Source organism: Microcystis sp. M061S2, from assembly GCF_020245605.1.
Classification (GTDB): domain Bacteria; phylum Cyanobacteriota; class Cyanobacteriia; order Cyanobacteriales; family Microcystaceae; genus Microcystis.
The window spans coordinates 130,707-147,671 of record NZ_JADBUP010000018.1 but is presented as its reverse complement, the minus strand read 5'-3'; the positions used below and the strand labels follow the sequence as shown (position 1 = coordinate 147,671).

The following is a 16,965-nucleotide window of genomic DNA, read 5'->3' as shown; positions in this document are numbered from 1 at the left end:
ATTTTTTGAGATTTCCTGTCTACAAAACCCACCTGAAAAATCACCATAACTTACCATCAAAGGATACCTAATGAATCAAGATAAAACCGAAGCAAAACTAAAGATCATTCCCCTAGGAGGATTACACGAAATCGGCAAAAACACCTGTGTTTTTGAATACGATGATGAGATTATTCTCTTGGATGCCGGTTTAGCTTTTCCTTCCGATGATATGCACGGGGTCAATGTAGTGCTTCCCGATATGACTTATCTAAGAGAAAATCGCCATAAAATTAAGGGTATGATCGTTACCCACGGTCACGAAGATCATATCGGTGGCATTCCCTACCATCTCAAACAATTTGATGTACCAATTATCTACGGTCCGCGTCTAGCGATGGCTTTATTGCGGGATAAATTGGAAGAAGCAGGATTAGCAAATCGTACCAAATTAGAAACCGTAGTTCCTCGGCAAATGGTGCGTTTAGGTAAATCTTTCATGGTGGAATATATCCGCAATACCCACTCGATCGCCGATAGTTTTTGTGTAGCAATTCACACTCCTTTAGGGGTAGTTATTCACACGGGAGATTTTAAAATTGACCATACTCCTGTGGATGGCGAATTCTTTGATCTACAAAAAATTGCCGAACATGGCGAGAAAGGGGTGCTATGTTTATTGAGTGATTCCACTAACGCGGAAGTACCCGGTTATACTCCCTCGGAAGCTTCCGTTTATCCCGGTTTAGAGCGGGTTTTTAACCAAGCAACGGGACGGATTATGATCACTACCTTTGCTTCCTCGGTGCATCGGATTAATCTGGTGTTGAAATTGGCCCAGAAATTTAACCGGAAAGTGGTGGTAGTGGGTCGATCGATGTTAAATGTCATCGCTCATGCGCGCAATTTGGGGTATATAAAATGTCCCGATGATCTATTTGAACCCTTGAAAGCGACCCGCAATTTAGCCGATGAAAAAATCGTTATTTTAACCACAGGCTCCCAGGGGGAACTTTTAGCGGCCATGACGCGGATTTCTAAGGGTGAACATCCTCATATTCGCGTGCGTCAGGGAGATACAATTGTCTTTTCCGCTAATCCGATTCCGGGTAATACCATCGCTGTGGTCAATACAATTGATCGCCTGATGATGCAGGGTGCTAACGTGGTTTACGGACGCGATAAGGGAATTCACGTTTCCGGCCATGGTTCCCAAGAAGACCATAAATTGATGCTATCTTTGACCCGGCCGAAGTTTTTTGTGCCAGTGCATGGAGAACACCGAATGCTGGTCAAACACGCTCAGATGGCCCAAAGTATGGGGATTCCCGCCGAAAATATGGTGATTGTCAAAAATGGTGACACGATCGAGTTAACCAGCGATCGCATTGGACTTGGCGCTCCAGTGCCTTCGGGAATCGAGTTAGTCGATCAAGCGGGTGTAGTCCACGAACACATTATGCAGGAAAGACAACAGTTAGCCGAAGATGGTGTGATTACGATCGCATCCTTCGTTAACGGTGAGGGACAATTAAGCGCACCTCCAGAGATTAATTTGCGCGGTGTGGTCACAAAAGTGGAAATCTCGCTGCTGAATCAGTTAATTATTCGGGCGATCGAACGCTGTTTAAGCGATCGCATCGGTGAATTTAAAACCGCCACGGGGTCCCCGGATTGGGCCGGTTTGCGGGCCGAAATCGAGACGACTTTGCAACGTTTAATCAAACGGGAGTTACAGAGTCAACCTCTAGTGATTTTCCTCTTGCAAGCGGCGGCAACGGAACCAGCGAACAATCGTACTTATCGCCGCCGTCGTCCCGCAGCCACCATGGCCTCCTAATAGCAGTGAGCAGTAATCAGTAATCAGTGATCAGTAAACAGTGAAAAGATGGCAAGAAACTGCTATTTAATACTGGTCACTTAACACATACTGCTCACTTAAAACTCAAATCTGATAACTGTTAACTTACCCACTGATAACTGATAACTGATAACTGATAACTGATCATGTTCCATGCTGCCGATTTGCGATCGCTGCTGACCGCCGTTGCCAGGGGAGAAATTAACCCGGAGACAGCCTTAGATAAACTTAAACATCTGGCCTTTGAACCGGTGGAAGACTTCGCTAAAATTGACCATCATCGTCAATTAAGAACGGGATTTCCGGAGGTTATCTGGGGGCCGGGTAAAACCACCGCTCAAATCGCCCAAATTATCGGTGTATTGCGTCAAAATAGTCCCGTGGTTATGGCCACCCGCATTGAAGCAGAGACAGCAGCCCAGCTACAGGAACAGGTAACGGACTTAGTTTATTATCCCTTAGCCCGCATCTGTGCCATTGCCGCAGCCGCTCCAGAAAATCCCCCAAAAGGGATAATTTCCATCCTAACGGCGGGAACTGCCGATATTCCCGTAGCGGAGGAGGCGGCGGTTACTGCTCAATTATGCGGTTTTTCCGTGCAGCGTCTCTGGGATGTGGGAGTAGCGGGAATTCATCGCCTCTTGAATCATCGCCATCTACTGGATGCCGCCGATGTGTTAATTGTTGTTGCGGGAATGGAAGGAGCCTTACCAAGTGTGGTAGCGGGATTAGTCGATCGCCCAGTGATCGCCGTTCCCACCAGTATCGGTTACGGAACCAGTTTCGGCGGTATTGCTCCTTTGTTAACTATGCTCAATTCCTGCGCGGTCGGCATCGGTGTGGTTAATATAGATAATGGTTTTGGGGCTGCCATGTTAGCCGGCCAAATTTTACGCACGGCGGCCAGATTAGCCTAGATTTTCCCTCATCTCAGGCTGAAAATCCTATACAGTTGGTATAGGGATAAACTACTTTGAAAAAGAAGCCGATATGCACCTAAGTGAAATTACTCATCCCAACCAGTTACATGGTTTATCACTCCGTCAATTAGAAGATATTGCCCGTCAGATTCGCGAAAAACACCTCCAGACGATCGCCGCTACCGGTGGACATTTGGGACCGGGGTTAGGAGTCGTAGAGCTAACGATCGCCCTTTACCAGACCCTCGATCTCGATCGAGATAAAGTCCTTTGGGACGTGGGACACCAAGCTTATCCGCACAAACTCCTCACCGGTCGCTATAACGATTTTCACACCCTGCGCCAAAAAAACGGCGTTGCGGGCTATCTAAAACGTTGCGAGAGCAAATTTGACCATTTTGGGGCTGGACACGCCTCCACGAGCATTTCTGCGGGGTTAGGAATGGCTTTAGCCCGGGATGCCAAGGGGGAAGATTTCAAGGTGGTATCGATCATCGGGGACGGCGCTTTAACCGGGGGTATGGCCCTAGAAGCGATTAACCATGCTGGACATTTACCGAACACCAACATCATGGTTATCCTCAACGATAACGAGATGTCCATTTCCCCCAACGTCGGGGCAATTTCCCGCTATCTCAACAAAGTTCGTCTAAGCGAACCCGTCCAGTTTATTGCCGATAATCTCGAGGAACAATTTAAAAATCTACCCTTCTTCGGTGACTCCCTCACTCCCGAAATGGAACGAGTCAAAGAAGGAATGAAACGGTTAGCAGTTCCCAAAGTTGGCGCAGTGATTGAGGAATTGGGCTTTAAATATTTTGGCCCGATTGATGGTCATAATATTCCCGAATTAATCGCCACTTTTAAACAGGCCCATAAGGTCCACGGACCGGTTTTCGTCCACGTTGCCACCGTTAAAGGCAAAGGCTACGAATGGGCCGAAAAAGATCAAGTGGGTTATCATGCCCAAAATCCCTTTAATTTAGCCACGGGTAAACCGATTCCCTCCAGTAAGCCGAAACCTCCCGCTTATTCCAAAGTTTTCGGGCATACTCTCACTAAATTGGCGGAAAATGACCCGCGCATTATCGGTATCACCGCCGCTATGGCCACCGGGACGGGATTAGATAAATTTCAGGCAAAACTACCGAAACAGTATATCGATGTGGGAATTGCCGAACAACACGCCGTTACTCTCGCTGGTGGTCTTGCTTGCGAAGGAATGCGCCCGGTTGTCACTATTTACTCTACTTTCCTGCAGCGGGCTTTTGATCAGATTATTCATGATATCTGCATTCAAAATCTACCGGTTTTCTTCTGCATGGACCGGGCCGGTATTGTCGGGGCCGATGGACCGACTCACCAAGGGATGTACGATATCGCCTACCTGCGTTGTATCCCCAATATGACCATTATGGCCCCCAAAGATGAGGCGGAACTGCAAAGAATGGTGGTGACGGGGATTAATCATACCAGCGGACCCATTGCCATGCGTTACCCCCGGGGCAACGGTTTAGGGGTTCCCCTGATGGAAGAGGGTTGGGAAGCTTTACCCATCGGTAAGGGCGAAATTCTCCGCAGTGGCGATGATATTCTCCTGTTAGGATACGGCACTATGGTCAACACTTCCCTACAGGTGGCCGAAATCCTCAGCGAACACGGCATCGAAGCCACAGTGGTTAATGCTCGTTTTGTCAAGCCCCTTGATACAGAACTTATCTTTCCCCTTGCCCAACGTCTTGGTAAGGTGGTGACTTTAGAAGAAGGTTGTTTGATGGGTGGTTTTGGTTCTGCGGTTTTGGAAGCTTTACAGGATGCTAATATTCTAGTTCCGGTCAAGCGTTTCGGGGTTCCCGATAAATTAGTGGACCACGCAACACCGGAGGAATCCTTCGCTGATTTGGGTTTAACCAGTCCCCAGATTGCCGAACAGGTTTTGGCGGTATTTTTTAGCCAAAAACAAACCGCTAACGTTGGTTAAAATCTCAAGATTAGCTTGGCCAGTTTTCCCGAAAAATTAGGGAAGACTGGTTTTTTTGGTCTAGATAGTTAATGAAGACTGCCGGCAATAAATAGTGAGGGGAACGAACCACAGAGACACAAAGGACACAAAGATCGATCACTACTATAGAAGTTAAATTTATCACACAAAGAATAGGAGAGTCCAGTAGCTTTAAGAGCATCAGCCATGAGTTGGTCATCAATGACAGTGTTAGTTCTCATAGTATCCCTAGTTGTGTATAGTAGATTAAACCTCTTGCATAATTAATTTGCGAGGGTTCAAAAATGAGAAAAAAGGTTAAATTTTGTCAAGAAATTGCTTAAAGTTTTGTAAAGCAACTTGACTTAAAGACAGAATTGTGCATAGTAGAAGTAGGCGGAGAGAAGATTGGACGATTACAAGCAACTGAATTACCTATGGAAAACCAACTTTGGCAGCGAATCACCCTCGATTTAAATATCTGTCATGGCAAACCTTGCCTTCGAGGATTGCGTTATCCTGTTGAATTTATCCTAGAATTACTTAGTTCTGGCATGAGTATCGAAGACATTTTAGCCGACTACGATGATTTGGAACGGGAGGATATTCTAGCGGCGTTATTGTTTGCCACTCGATTAACTCAGGTAAAAAGCATCTACCAAATTGCACCATGAACTTTTTAGTCGATGCCCAATTGCCAGTTCGTTTAGCCCGTTTTTTGCAAGCTGCTGGTCATGATACAATTCATACTAAAGATTTACCCCAACAAAATGCCACGACAGATGCAGAAATTAACGCTCTTTCAATTCAACAAAATCGTATTGTTATTACCAAAGACACAGATTTTCTCGATTCATTTTTGATTAGTCAAGAACCTTATAAGCTTCTGCTAGTGACTACGGGTAATATTACGAATGTTGAATTAGAAGCATTATTTCAGAATAATTTACCTCAAATAAAAGCACTTTTTACTCAACATTCCCTAATAGAAATGAGTCGCAACTCAATCATCGTTCATCAATAATTTTACCCGGAGTGCTGTGTATGGTTTCATCAGTTCATCGTATGGCTTCTGGCGTTGAAACAAATTTTGTTTTAAAGCTAACCTTTGAGCAAGAGCAGAATAGGAGGATATGTCAACCATGTTAAGCACTGATCTAGAGATAAGACTAGCAGCTTTAGAAGCTGAAGTAGCACTGCTTAAGCGTTTGCTACCTACTGTCAGCGAAACTCCCTGGTGGGAAAAAATTGTCGGCACTTTTGCTGATGATCCAGCTTACGAAGAGGCAATGCAGTTTGGTCAAGAGTACCGCCAGTCTCTAAAACCATTAGCCGAGGAAGCATCCGAACCCTGAAATGTATCTCCTTGACACCGATGACCCTTACTTTTAATCCAGAAAAATACAAAGAATTACTAGCTCGCCATTTACCTAAAGTTATTAAAACAGAGGCAGAAAATGAAAAAGCTTTGGCTATTGTGGAAGAATTAATGCACCGTCAGCAGCGAACTCCCGAAGAAGATGAACTTTATGAGCTTCTAATTTTTTTAATTGGGAATTTTGAAAAAAGCTTTTATCTACAGGAATCAACCACACCTCATTCTATGTTATTGTTTTTGATGGAACAGCAAAGCGTTAATAAGAAAGACATAGCCAGAATCCTTGGCTCTGACAAAATTGCCTCTAGTTTAATTGAAGGAAAAGGGTCAATTACCCAAGAACAGGCGAAATTATTAGGACATTTCTTTAATGTAGATTATAGTTTGTTGATGTAGATACGACCCCCTCTAGCTTGTCGGTTGGGTTGAGCGCTTTAATATTTAGAAGAAAACTGCTCGATTCAATAATTTGAGCCAAAACCCAATATTTTTAAAGACATCGGTGCAGTTTCCCGCAAGTGTCGCTCATTTTCGATAGACAAAAATTATTGCTGTCACCCCAAACACAACTTTACTGTCCCACCCGCCAAATTTTGATAGTTTTGTCACGACTCCCACTAGCTAAATAGCGGCCATCGGGACTATATACCACTGAACTAACCCAGCTAGAATGACCGTTAAGGGTACGCAATTCTTTTCCCGTTGCCACCTCCCAAATTTTGATAGTTTTGTCACGACTCCCACTAGCTAAATAGCGACCATCGGGACTATATACCACTGACTCAACCCAGTCAGAATGACCGTTAAGGGTACGCAATTCTTTTCCCGTTGCCACCTCCCAAATTTTGATAGTTTTGTCACGACTCCCACTAGCTAAATAGCGGCCATCGGGACTATATACTACTGACAAAACCTCACTAGAATGACCAGTAAGGATACGCAATCCTTTTCCCGTTGCTACCTCCCAAATTTTGATAGTTTTGTCATCACCCCCACTAGCTAAATAGCGGCCATCGGGACTATATACTACTGAATTAACGGGGAGATAATAACCAGTGAGGTTACGCAATTCTGTTCCCGTTGCTACCTGCCAAATTTTGATAGTACCGAAACTATCCCCACTAGCTAAATAGCGACCATCGGGACTATATACTACTGATTGAACTGAGTAAGAATGACCAGTAAGGGTACGCAATTCTTTTCCCGTTGCCACCTCCCAAATTTTGATAGTATCGTCCCAACTCCCACGAGCTAAATAGCGTCCATCGGGACTATATACCACTGAACTACCCCAGCCAGAATGACCAGTAAGGGTACGCAGTTCTTTTCCCGTTGCTACCTCCCAAATTTTGATAGTATTGTCATAACTACCACTAGCTAAATAGTGGCCATCGGGACTATATACCACTGAGTAAACCATGTCAGAATGACCAGTTAGGGTTTTATCGAGAAAGCTAACACTAGGAAAATTAGAGATCAATAATTGAAGACTGGCGGGAAACTGCTTATATTTAAAATAACCATAACCTTGAGTTACTCCTATTCCTAATAACAAAACTCCACCAATAGCTATTAATCCATTTCTCAGATTATTATTTTTAACCAGTTGTGCTGGTGTTTTTTTTGGTACAGCTACGGGTGAAACTGGCGGAGAAGGATTAATCTTAGGAATAACCTGTGGTTGTTTTTGAGTTACAACAGGCTGCGGATTTGGTGGTGGTGGAGATGGTCTATTAGGAGTTATAGGAGGTAACTTTAATTGCCGTTCAATCTCATCCAAACGCTGTAAAATAACCCTAGTATTAGCCGGTCTATTCTTGGGTAATCTTCCCATCAACTCATCAATAAAATCCAACAATAACGGGTGAATATTTTCCGTTTCTTCTCGCCAAGGTAAAACATCATTAATCGGATCATAAATTTCTAAGGGATGTTTTCCGGTTAATAAATGCACAAAAGTTCGTCCTAAAGCATGAAAATCTGATTGAATCACTGCTTGGCCATGTTGTTGTTCATTGGGGGTATATCCGGCTGAGGTAATACCTGTTACCTGTTGACCTTTTACCTTTTGATGATAGGTTTGGGTTTCTTCCCTTGCTGTCCCAAAATCAATTAACACCAACTCGCCACTATTCCGCAGCATAATATTAGGGGGTTTAATATCTCGATGCAGCCAATTCTGTTGATGAATTTTATCGAGAATTAAAGTAATTTCTCTCAGCCATTTTAAAGCCCGTTTTTGACTTAACTTATCATACTGGTTTAGCCACTGTTCTAAATCAATACCCTCCACTTTTTCCATAACTAAACAGTGTAATATTTTCCCTTCTCTCGTGGAATATTGAAAATAGGCATCTGCGCGAGGAACACCGGTGACATTTTGACGACTTAACTCTAATAAAACGTCATATTCCCGTTTAAATAATTCCACTGCCTTCGGGTCATTATTCCATTTTTCTTGTAATACCTTGAGGATTTTGGCTGTAAAACCTTCAAAAGCCTCATAAACAACCCCAAAACCGGTCGTATCACTCAATAACCGACTTACCCTATATTTACCATTTAACAACAATTGAGAGCCGCAACTTTGACAGTAACGAGTATTCGAGTTATTATTACTCGGATGCTCCGGTTGAGAACAATCGGGATTAATGCAGTAACAGGGTTTCATCTCGGCTATCAGTTATTTTATTGGGTGAATAATTGCAAGTTTTCCCTCCCTGACCTTGACAGCATTTTATCATAAGTAAGCTGGTTATAATTAAATTAAAAATGGATTTTGCCTTTAATCCCCCCTTAATAAGGGGGGTGCCGATAGGCGGGGGGATCCCCCCTTGATCCCCCCTTAATAAGGGGGGCATCTGATAATTTTTAACGCCTACCTACTTAAGTAAGCTAAAACGGATTTTAACCGCCTATCCTTAAATTAGCTGAATCTCTCCCAATCCCTTTACTGTTGCCTTTTGCCTTTTGCCTCTTGCCTATCCTTAAATTAGCTGAATCTCCCCCAATCCCTTTACTGTTGCCTCTTGCCTATCCTTAGACGATGATTATTTTTCTGGTGCGAAAAGCTCACTCTTGAAAAAGGGGACAATTATTAATTATTATTAAAAGTGTATTTACTAATTAACCAAAATACCAGTGAAACTAGCTCAAGCTCAGACGATATTAACAGACACTTTAACCGTATTTTGGGGAGAATGGCTAGATTTACGCGCGAGAGTCCTTCAGATCGCCGCCACAGGTTTAGTTTCTCCCCTAATCTATATTATCGGTTTCGGGTTGGGGTTGGGAAGCGCCCTCGATCGCTCGATGAAACCCTCGCTCGGCGATTCCTATCTAGAATTTATTTTACCCGGAATGGTGGCCCTGTCCTCAATGGCGATCAGTTTCGGGGGAACCACCTTTTCCATCTGTGGCGATCGCTTATTTAGTAAAACCTTCGAGGAATTATTATTACTTCCCGTCCATCCCCTCTCATTATTTTTAGGCAAAGTTTTCGCGGGAATTTTGCGCGGTGTAATGACTTCTGCATCAGTGATTCTCGTTGCTATCTTATTTACAGGAAAATTTGTCAGTTTTCTCAATCCCCTCTTTTTATTAGTTTTAATCTTAAATTGTGCCGTCTTTGCCGGTTTAGGGGCAATTGTCGGATTGCGAGTTAAATCCCTCGAAAGTGTCGGTCTCTATAATAACTTTTTAATCGTGCCGATGTCTTTTTTAGGAGCAACTTTTTTCGATCCCCAAACCTTACCCTGGCCATTAAAAATTATTGTTTATTCCTTACCCCTCACCTATGCTAGTCTGGGATTAAGAGCCGCAGCCTACGATATTAGTCAATTTCCTTGGTTCGCTATCCCTATTTTATTAATCGTCGCTATTCTTCTCTCGATTGTCGGTGCTTATCAATTCTCCCATCAACGGGATTGAATCAGTGATCAGTAATCAGTAATCAGTTATCAGTTATCAGTTATCAGATTTAAGTATTCGGTGAACAGTATTAAGTGGCAAGTTTTGAGCTTTATTTTCACGGATTACTGTTTACTGTTTACTGATAAAAGCAAAAAGCTCCTGACTCCTATCTCCTGACTCCTGACTCCTGACTCCTTTTTCCCTTGAATAAATATATCCTTTTTTATAAACCCTACGATGTATTATGTCAGTTTACTGATGAAAATGGTCGCTCGACTTTAAAAGATTATATTCCCATCCCAAATATCTATTCTGTCGGTCGTTTAGATAGGGACAGCGAGGGATTATTATTACTCACAGATAACGGTCAATTACAGCATCGTTTGGGTCATCGTCAATTTGCACATCCGCGCACCTATTGGGTACAAGTCGAAAGAATTCCAGACCTAAACGCTTTAGAAAAATTGCGTCAAGGTCTTCCTATTCAGGATTATCGCACTCGACCGGCAATAGTTAATTTACTAGATTTTGAACCAGATTTACCCCCCAGAGAGCCACCGATTCGTTATCGAAAATCTGTCCCCACCGCTTGGTTAGAAATTACCTTAACTGAGGGGAGAAATCGTCAGGTAAGACGGATGACGGCAGCCGTTGGTTATCCCACTTTAAGATTAATTAGAACAGCCATTACTATTGACAAAAACAATAAATTATGCTTAACAGGATTACAACCCGGTCAATGGCGAGAAGTGACTGAAAAAGAGAGAAAAGCCTTAGAAAAATTGTAGATCAAATTATTGATAAATCAGCTATAGATTCTCATTTTTAAAAACTTCAAACACCTGCCGGCTGAAATATTTTAACTTATCAGCCACCTTAGCAGAAGGTTGATAATTGCCGACTAATTGCCAATTTTCCACCGTAGATAGTCGCCAAGCGGTTCCTTGATGGTTAAAAGCCTGCATTTCTAAGCCAATCAAACGCTGATGCTGATCCTCGCTATCGAGATGAAAACGAATTTGTACCAGAATACTGCGCCCTTGAATTCTGGGACTCCAGCCGGGAAAATGGAAAGCGATATCGATCGAGTCGGGATCCGTTAACTCCCTTGTGTGGGGATCATTGCGCCAAGGTTTCAGATCTGCCTTTGCATCGGGGAATTGTTGTTTAAACAGGTTGACGAGTGTGGCGATCTTCGCCGTTAATTCTAATCCTTTTGCCTGTTCCGACGCATTCATGCTCACCTCTGATAATTGCTTATAAAGTAACTATTTATACAGTTTAGCCCTGCTTTTTGCGACTATTGGAACAATTATAACGATATTTTCTCGATCGAGTCCAAAATGCCGCACCTGTCAATCAAGATAGCCGCTGCCAAAAAGACAAAATCAAAACTAAACTAGAAAGTAGGATAATCGACAGGAACAGTATTTTCTATGAATCCCCAAGAGTCTCTATTACAATCGATCGAAAAATTAGGCTATCGGGTTACGGTGGGTGATGTGGCGGCAAAATCGGGTTTAGAGATTAACGCCGCACAACAGGGATTATTAGCTTTAGCGGCGGAAGCGGGGGGACATTTACAGGTAGCAGATACGGGGGAGATTATCTATCTTTTTCCCGAAAATTTTCGCTCGATTCTCCTGAGTAAATATTGGCAATTGCAGTTAAAAGCTTTCGCCAGTAAAATCTGGAAAGTAGTTTTTTATGTTATTCGCATTTCCTTTGGCATTGTTTTAATTATTTCGATTTTAATCCTCTTGTTTGCTATTCTGGCGATCCTGATAGCTTCAATGTTTAAAGATAGTGACTCGGATAACAATTCTGGAAATAACAACATTAATATTAACTTCTTTCCCACGGACTTTTTCTGGATTTTTTATCCCGATTTTGGTAATAACTACTACGAAAAAAGAGATAGGGAAGTTAAGGCAGAAAAACCCCCTAGTAAGATGAATTTTCTCGAGTCAGTTTTTTCTTTTCTTTTTGGCGATGGCGATCCTAATTTTAATTTAGAGGAGAGACGCTGGCAAACTATCGGTAAAGTAATTCAAAATAATCGTGGCTCGATTATCGCTCCACAAATTGCCCCCTATCTCGATAGTATTAACCCCAGTCAGGAGGAGACAGAAGATTATATACTCCCAGTTTTAACTCGTTTTAATGGGTTGCCGCAAGTGTCCGATCGAGGCGATATTATCTATTATTTTCCCGATCTACAGGTGACAACCAAAGAGAGAAAAGTACAAGCATTGTCACCCTATCTAAGGGAAAAACGCTGGAAGTTTAGCGAAGCAGATAGCGGTCAAATTATCTTAGCTTTAGGTTTAGGGGCGGTTAACTTTATCCTCGCTTTAGTTTTAGGATATTTGCTCAACAGTGATAGTGTCGATTTGAGCGGTTCTCTGGGGTCGATAGTCACAGGTATCTACGGTTTTCTCCTCAGTTATGCCGCTGCTTTTTTGGGGATTCCCCTCGGTCGTTATTTCTTTTTGCAGTGGAGAAATGAGCGGGTTAATCAACGCAATCAACAGCGAGAAAAAAGAGCAGATCTATTAGCCCAAAATAATCCTGAATTAGAGCAAAAACTGGCCTACTCTCGTCAATTCGCTGACCAAAAAGTGATTACAGATGCTGATATTAGTTATTCTACCGATCAAGACTATCTCGAACAAGAGATCGAGCGATCGGATAAAATCGATCGAGAATGGCAAAAACGCTTAGAATCGCCCGATTCCTGACTCCTGACTTGAAAGAGGGTGTAGGGTGTAGGGTGTGGGGTGTGGGGTGTGGGGTGTAGGGTGTGGGAATTATGAATTATGAATTATGAAGTGGGGAATGGGGAAGTGGAGTAGTGGGGTATTGGGGGAATTTCAACTAAAACCCCAACACCCTAAAACCCTAAAACCCTAAAACCCTATCTCCAGACGACCGACGACCGACGACCGACGACCGACTCCTAACCCCACCAACAAACTTTTTGCCGCAAACCCTAACTTAAACGATCAAGAGTGCGATACTGAATTGCTTCGGCAACGTGGGAACTTTTCAGCATTTCACTATCTCCTAAATCGGCAATGGTGCGGGCAACTTTGAGAATGCGATCCATTGCCCGGGCTGATAAACCCAATTTTCGGATTGCCCCTTCTAAAATATGGCGACTGCTATCATCAAGAGCGCAAAAACCCCGCAAATGCTCGGAATTCATCTCCGCATTAGAGCGAATCCCCGTATTCTGAAAGCGATCGCTGGCCTTTTGCCTGGCCCCTTCTACCCGTTGCCGCACCTGCTCAGAAGCTTCTCCCCGACTCTCTTGGGTCATTTCTTCTGGTTTCAGGCGATTTACCGTCACTTGTAGGTCAATACGGTCTAAAAGCGGCCCCGATAATTTCGCCCAATATTGTTCCCGTTGTCGCGGGGAACAGCTGCAGGGTTGCACCGAATCGCCGTAATAACCGCAGGGACAGGGATTGGTGCTGGCTACCAGGGTAAAACGGGCCGGAAAAGCGACGGAAAGACGAGTGCGAGAAATGCTCACATAACCATCCTCTAGGGGTTGCCGGAGATATTCCAAGACACTGCGCTTAAATTCCGTTAATTCGTCCAAAAATAAAATACCACGGTGGGAAAGGGAGATTTCCCCCGGTCGGGGATAAGTGCCACCTCCCACCAGTGCCGCTCCGGAAGCGGAGTGATGGGGACTGCGAAAAGGACGCTCGCGCACCAGGGAACCTCGATCCTTCAGTAATCCGGCGACGGAATGAATCTGGGAGACTTCTAGGGATTCGGCAAAGGTAAGCTGGGGCAGAATACCGGGTAAACGTCGCGCTAACATGGTTTTACCGCTGCCCGGCGGCCCGACAAAAATTAGGTTATGACCTCCAGCTGCGGCAATTTCCAGGGCCCGACGGCCAATGGCTTGGCCTTTGACATCCTTGAGATCGGGGAGATTTACTCGCGATCGCCCAAATTCCTCGGCAGCGTTAAAAGTCATCGGTGAATGGCGATCGGGTTCATTTAAGAAATTTACCACTTCCGATAGATGACGAAACCCATACACTTGTACGCCTTTGACCACGGCCGCTTCTTTGGCATTATCGGCGGGAACCACTAAACCCTTGATCCCCATTTTTTCGGCAGCGGCAGCAATGGGTAAAACCCCCGCCACGGGACGCAAACTACCATCGAGGGATAATTCACCTAAAAAGAGAAAATCCCCCAATAAATCGGCTTCTACCTGTTCGGAAGCCCCTAAAATGCCGATACTAATCGGTAAATCATAAATTGGACCCTCTTTGCGGATATCGGCAGGACTTAAATTGATGACAATTTTGCGGATGGGAAAGGCAAATCCGGCATTTTTTAGGGAAGCTTTTACCCTTTCTTTCGACTCCTGCACGGCGGTATCGGGTAAACCCACCACGGCAATTCCGGGTAATCCCCCCGATACATCCACCTCTACCCCGATTTTAATGGCATCGATGCCGATAATTGCCGCACTCCAAACCCTTGCTAACATTTTGGCTCAAGTAAAAATAAAGTGAGTTCTTAGGAAAATGAAACAGGATGTTAGGCTAGTTTTCCGCATAAAAATGATTTTATCTGGGAATTTACCCTGAAAATCAGTCTATTTCTCGGGATAAACTAGCCAGAAAAGCTGAGAGCTTAATGGTATAGTTGAAAAAAAAAGCAATTTGTCTATGAGCGAGACTATTTTTAGCAAAATTATCCGTAAAGAAATTCCAGCCTCGATCGTTTATGAAGATGATCTGGTTCTCGCTTTTCGAGATGTTAATCCCCAAGCACCCACCCATATCCTCATTATCCCCAAAAAACCGATTCCGAAACTAGAGGAAGCCAGCGACAGCGATTGCGATTTATTGGGACATTTGTTACTAACTGTTAAAAAGGTGGCCGCCGAAGCTAAATTAAGTCAAGGTTATCGAGTAGTGATCAATAATGGGGAACATGGGGGTCAAACCGTCGATCATCTTCATGTCCATCTCTTAGGCGATCGCCCAATGACCTGGCCCCCCGGTTAAACCCCCGTTATTTTCCCGCATTTTTGGGGAATTATAGAACTAGAATCGTTCTTTTCCGAGTCAGTCTTCTCGATGTTAAACCCATGAATAGGTCTATTTCTGCGATCGCATTGTCCAGCACCCTGCTGTTATTTCCCTTCACCGCTGCGACTCTCGCTCAATCGGAATGCTTTCTCCAAAGAGCAGATGGACAACACATAGATCTTAGCCGTCTCTGTGGCAGTTCATCTAGAAATAGGAAAAATTCCCCGCAAGTTTATCAGCTACCGATTCAACGCCGGGTTAACGGCATTCCCACGGTGATGGTAGTTTTTAATCACCGTCACTATTATGAAATGCTTTTTGATACAGGTGCTAGTGGTATCGTCCTCACCGATGCCATGGCGAAGGCGATGAAAGTCAAACGGGAAAAGGAAGTACTCGCTCATACCGCCGGCGGTGTCGTTACTGTGTATCTTGGTCGCATTAATTCTGTTAAAGTTGGCGAGGTGGTTTTATCTAATCAGATTGTTGGTATTTCTCCCCAAATGGAAGGATTAGGACTCTTGGGACAAACCTTTTTTGGTTCCTATGATGTCACGATCAAAAAAGATGTGATTGAATTACGTTATCGTTGATAAGTAGCTGGTTATAATTAAATTAAAAATGGATTTTGCCTTTAATCCCCCCTTGATCCCCCCTTAATAAGGGGGATGTCTGAAAACTTTTATTTTAACACCTACCTACTTAGTCTCAGGGGAAAAATTATCGCTTTCCTGATTCTAATCTAAAGTTCCTCGCTGTATTTGTTCCCGTTCGATCGCTTCAAATAAGGCCCGGAAGTTGCCTTCTCCAAAACCTCTAGCGGCATGACGTCGCTCGATTAATTCAAAAAAGAAAGTCGGCTGGGAAAAAATTGGTTTAGTGAAAATTTGCAGTAAAGTTGGCTTTTCTGGGAGGGAATGACTATTTTGTTCAAAATCGATGAGAATTTCCCTTTTTTTTATTTCTGACCATTCCCAATCAGCAATATTAAAATCTTTTTTTTGATAGTTAATTTGTTGATAATAACTGTCGGGAACTGATAAAAATTCTACTTTTCTTTCTTTTAATTTTTGAGTTAAGTTTACAATATTTTCTGTTTTTAAAGCAATGTGTTGAATGCCAGATTTTTGATTAATATCTAAAAATTCTTGAATTTGAGAACTGTTACTATCTGGCTCATTAATCGGTAATTTTAATTCGGTTTTGGGGTGAACAAGTACCTGGGAATAAAGACCAGAACGCTCCGTTTTAATAGTAAAAGTTTGCCTTTTTTTAAAGCCTAAATTTTCCTCGTACCAATTGGCTGTTAACTCTAAATTCCCTTGAAAAACATTTAAAACTAAGTGATCAATTGCCAGAATATCCTGATTATATTGTTCCCTACCATCGTATTGAATCAGATGAGGATCGGCTAAAATTGGCGTGATTCCCTGCCTTTCAATTAACGTATGTTTGAGATTAGCAATGCTAGAGATTTGACAGCTTTTTATCTTACCCCTAGCCAAAACAGTTTCCTGAATAAAAATATCCTGTTTAATTTTCCTAGCTAAACTGTCTAAATCCTGCACTTGAAAAGCTACGTCCGCCACCCCTTCAGGATATTTACTTAAAAATTCCGCCACGGGACTAAGGGAATTTAAGGGAGAAGATAAGATAAAAATAATCTGTTTAGTTTTATCTTTTTGGATGCCATTGCCGACTATTTCCGTGTGTGTGTGGAGATTAACTAAACTTGCGATCGCCTGAAAATCCATCACCCCCACAAACCAATCCCGCCATTTTTTGGCCGATTCTACATAAAAATGAATATGATCAATAAACATAGATAAAGTCAAAAAAGGGGTGTTTTTCAGTGAGCAGTAAACATT

17 protein-coding genes are annotated in these 16,965 nt (G+C 43.2%); 12 read left to right on the top strand and 5 right to left on the bottom strand.

All coding sequences use genetic code 11. The annotated features are described in order from the left end of the window. The first annotated feature begins 70 nt into the window (after positions 1-70). The 3 genes from IM475_RS03715 (at position 71) to dxs (ending at position 4,741) form a co-directional block, all read left to right on the top strand. Complete coding sequence (locus IM475_RS03715) at positions 71-1,819, top strand: ribonuclease J (RefSeq protein ID WP_287726726.1); 1,749 nt, start codon at positions 71-73, stop codon at positions 1,817-1,819. Between the two features lie 167 nt (positions 1,820-1,986). Continuing rightward, positions 1,987-2,757, top strand: a complete 771-nt coding sequence (larB, locus tag IM475_RS03710; RefSeq protein ID WP_287726725.1) for a nickel pincer cofactor biosynthesis protein LarB — start codon at positions 1,987-1,989, stop codon at positions 2,755-2,757. Between the two features lie 73 nt (positions 2,758-2,830). Next, complete coding sequence (dxs, locus tag IM475_RS03705) at positions 2,831-4,741, top strand: 1-deoxy-D-xylulose-5-phosphate synthase (protein WP_287726724.1); 1,911 nt, start codon at positions 2,831-2,833, stop codon at positions 4,739-4,741. A gap of 68 nt (positions 4,742-4,809) precedes the next feature. On the opposite strand, the gene IM475_RS22930 is transcribed toward dxs, so the two are convergent. Beyond that, a complete protein-coding gene (locus IM475_RS22930; protein ID WP_002797375.1) occupies positions 4,810-4,983 on the bottom strand; it encodes a type II toxin-antitoxin system VapB family antitoxin in 174 nt (57 codons plus the stop codon). A 195-nt stretch (positions 4,984-5,178) separates the two neighbouring features. On the opposite strand from IM475_RS22930, the gene IM475_RS03700 reads away from it, so the two are divergent. The 4 genes from IM475_RS03700 to IM475_RS03685 all read left to right on the top strand — a co-directional run bounded on the left by IM475_RS03700 (position 5,179) and on the right by IM475_RS03685 (position 6,515). Next, a complete protein-coding gene (locus IM475_RS03700; RefSeq protein WP_002758607.1) occupies positions 5,179-5,415 on the top strand; it encodes a DUF433 domain-containing protein in 237 nt (78 codons plus the stop codon). Then, a complete protein-coding gene (locus tag IM475_RS03695; protein WP_002777887.1) occupies positions 5,412-5,765 on the top strand; it encodes a DUF5615 family PIN-like protein in 354 nt (117 codons plus the stop codon). The genes IM475_RS03700 and IM475_RS03695 overlap by 4 nt, the downstream gene beginning before the upstream one ends. Positions 5,766-5,883: 118 nt before the next feature. After that, positions 5,884-6,096: a hypothetical protein gene (locus IM475_RS03690; RefSeq protein ID WP_287671218.1), complete on the top strand. Its 213-nt coding sequence runs from the start codon at positions 5,884-5,886 to the stop codon at positions 6,094-6,096. A gap of 20 nt (positions 6,097-6,116) precedes the next feature. Then, positions 6,117-6,515, top strand: a complete 399-nt coding sequence (locus tag IM475_RS03685; protein ID WP_002777883.1) for a helix-turn-helix domain-containing protein — start codon at positions 6,117-6,119, stop codon at positions 6,513-6,515. Positions 6,516-6,690: 175 nt separating this feature from the next. On the opposite strand, the gene IM475_RS03680 is transcribed toward IM475_RS03685, so the two are convergent. Continuing rightward, positions 6,691-8,790 carry a serine/threonine-protein kinase gene (locus tag IM475_RS03680; protein ID WP_287726723.1) on the bottom strand — a complete coding sequence of 700 codons (2,100 nt, stop codon included), beginning with the start codon at positions 8,788-8,790 and terminating at the stop codon, positions 6,691-6,693. A gap of 470 nt (positions 8,791-9,260) precedes the next feature. Here IM475_RS03680 and IM475_RS03675 point away from each other — a divergent pair, with 470 nt between their 5' ends. After that, a complete protein-coding gene (locus IM475_RS03675; protein WP_287657911.1) occupies positions 9,261-10,049 on the top strand; it encodes an ABC transporter permease in 789 nt (262 codons plus the stop codon). 185 nt (positions 10,050-10,234) lie between these two features. After that, positions 10,235-10,819, top strand: coding sequence for a pseudouridine synthase (locus IM475_RS03670; protein ID WP_002793040.1), 585 nt, complete (start codon positions 10,235-10,237; stop codon positions 10,817-10,819). A gap of 21 nt (positions 10,820-10,840) precedes the next feature. Here IM475_RS03670 and IM475_RS03665 read toward each other — a convergent pair whose 3' ends face one another. After that, a complete protein-coding gene (locus IM475_RS03665; protein WP_108936199.1) occupies positions 10,841-11,269 on the bottom strand; it encodes a Tery_1686 family protein in 429 nt (142 codons plus the stop codon). A 198-nt stretch (positions 11,270-11,467) separates the two neighbouring features. Here IM475_RS03665 and IM475_RS03660 point away from each other — a divergent pair, with 198 nt between their 5' ends. Next, the gene (locus tag IM475_RS03660; protein ID WP_287726722.1) at positions 11,468-12,772 is read left to right on the top strand and encodes a hypothetical protein; all 1,305 of its coding nucleotides are present in this window, start codon (positions 11,468-11,470) and stop codon (positions 12,770-12,772) included. A 251-nt stretch (positions 12,773-13,023) separates the two neighbouring features. On the opposite strand, the gene IM475_RS03655 is transcribed toward IM475_RS03660, so the two are convergent. Further along, positions 13,024-14,499: a YifB family Mg chelatase-like AAA ATPase gene (locus IM475_RS03655; RefSeq protein ID WP_409817266.1), complete on the bottom strand. Its 1,476-nt coding sequence runs from the start codon at positions 14,497-14,499 to the stop codon at positions 13,024-13,026. A gap of 232 nt (positions 14,500-14,731) precedes the next feature. On the opposite strand from IM475_RS03655, the gene IM475_RS03650 reads away from it, so the two are divergent. Both IM475_RS03650 and IM475_RS03645 read left to right on the top strand, forming a co-directional pair. Next, the gene (locus IM475_RS03650) at positions 14,732-15,073 is read left to right on the top strand and encodes a histidine triad nucleotide-binding protein (RefSeq protein ID WP_287726720.1); all 342 of its coding nucleotides are present in this window, start codon (positions 14,732-14,734) and stop codon (positions 15,071-15,073) included. An 83-nt stretch (positions 15,074-15,156) separates the two neighbouring features. Beyond that, the gene (locus IM475_RS03645) at positions 15,157-15,690 is read left to right on the top strand and encodes a retropepsin-like aspartic protease family protein (protein WP_287726719.1); all 534 of its coding nucleotides are present in this window, start codon (positions 15,157-15,159) and stop codon (positions 15,688-15,690) included. A 144-nt stretch (positions 15,691-15,834) separates the two neighbouring features. Here IM475_RS03645 and hppD read toward each other — a convergent pair whose 3' ends face one another. Continuing rightward, positions 15,835-16,920 (bottom strand): 4-hydroxyphenylpyruvate dioxygenase, encoded by a 1,086-nt coding sequence (hppD, locus tag IM475_RS03640; protein ID WP_287726718.1) that lies wholly within the window; start codon positions 16,918-16,920, stop codon positions 15,835-15,837. Positions 16,921-16,965 lie beyond the last annotated feature (45 nt).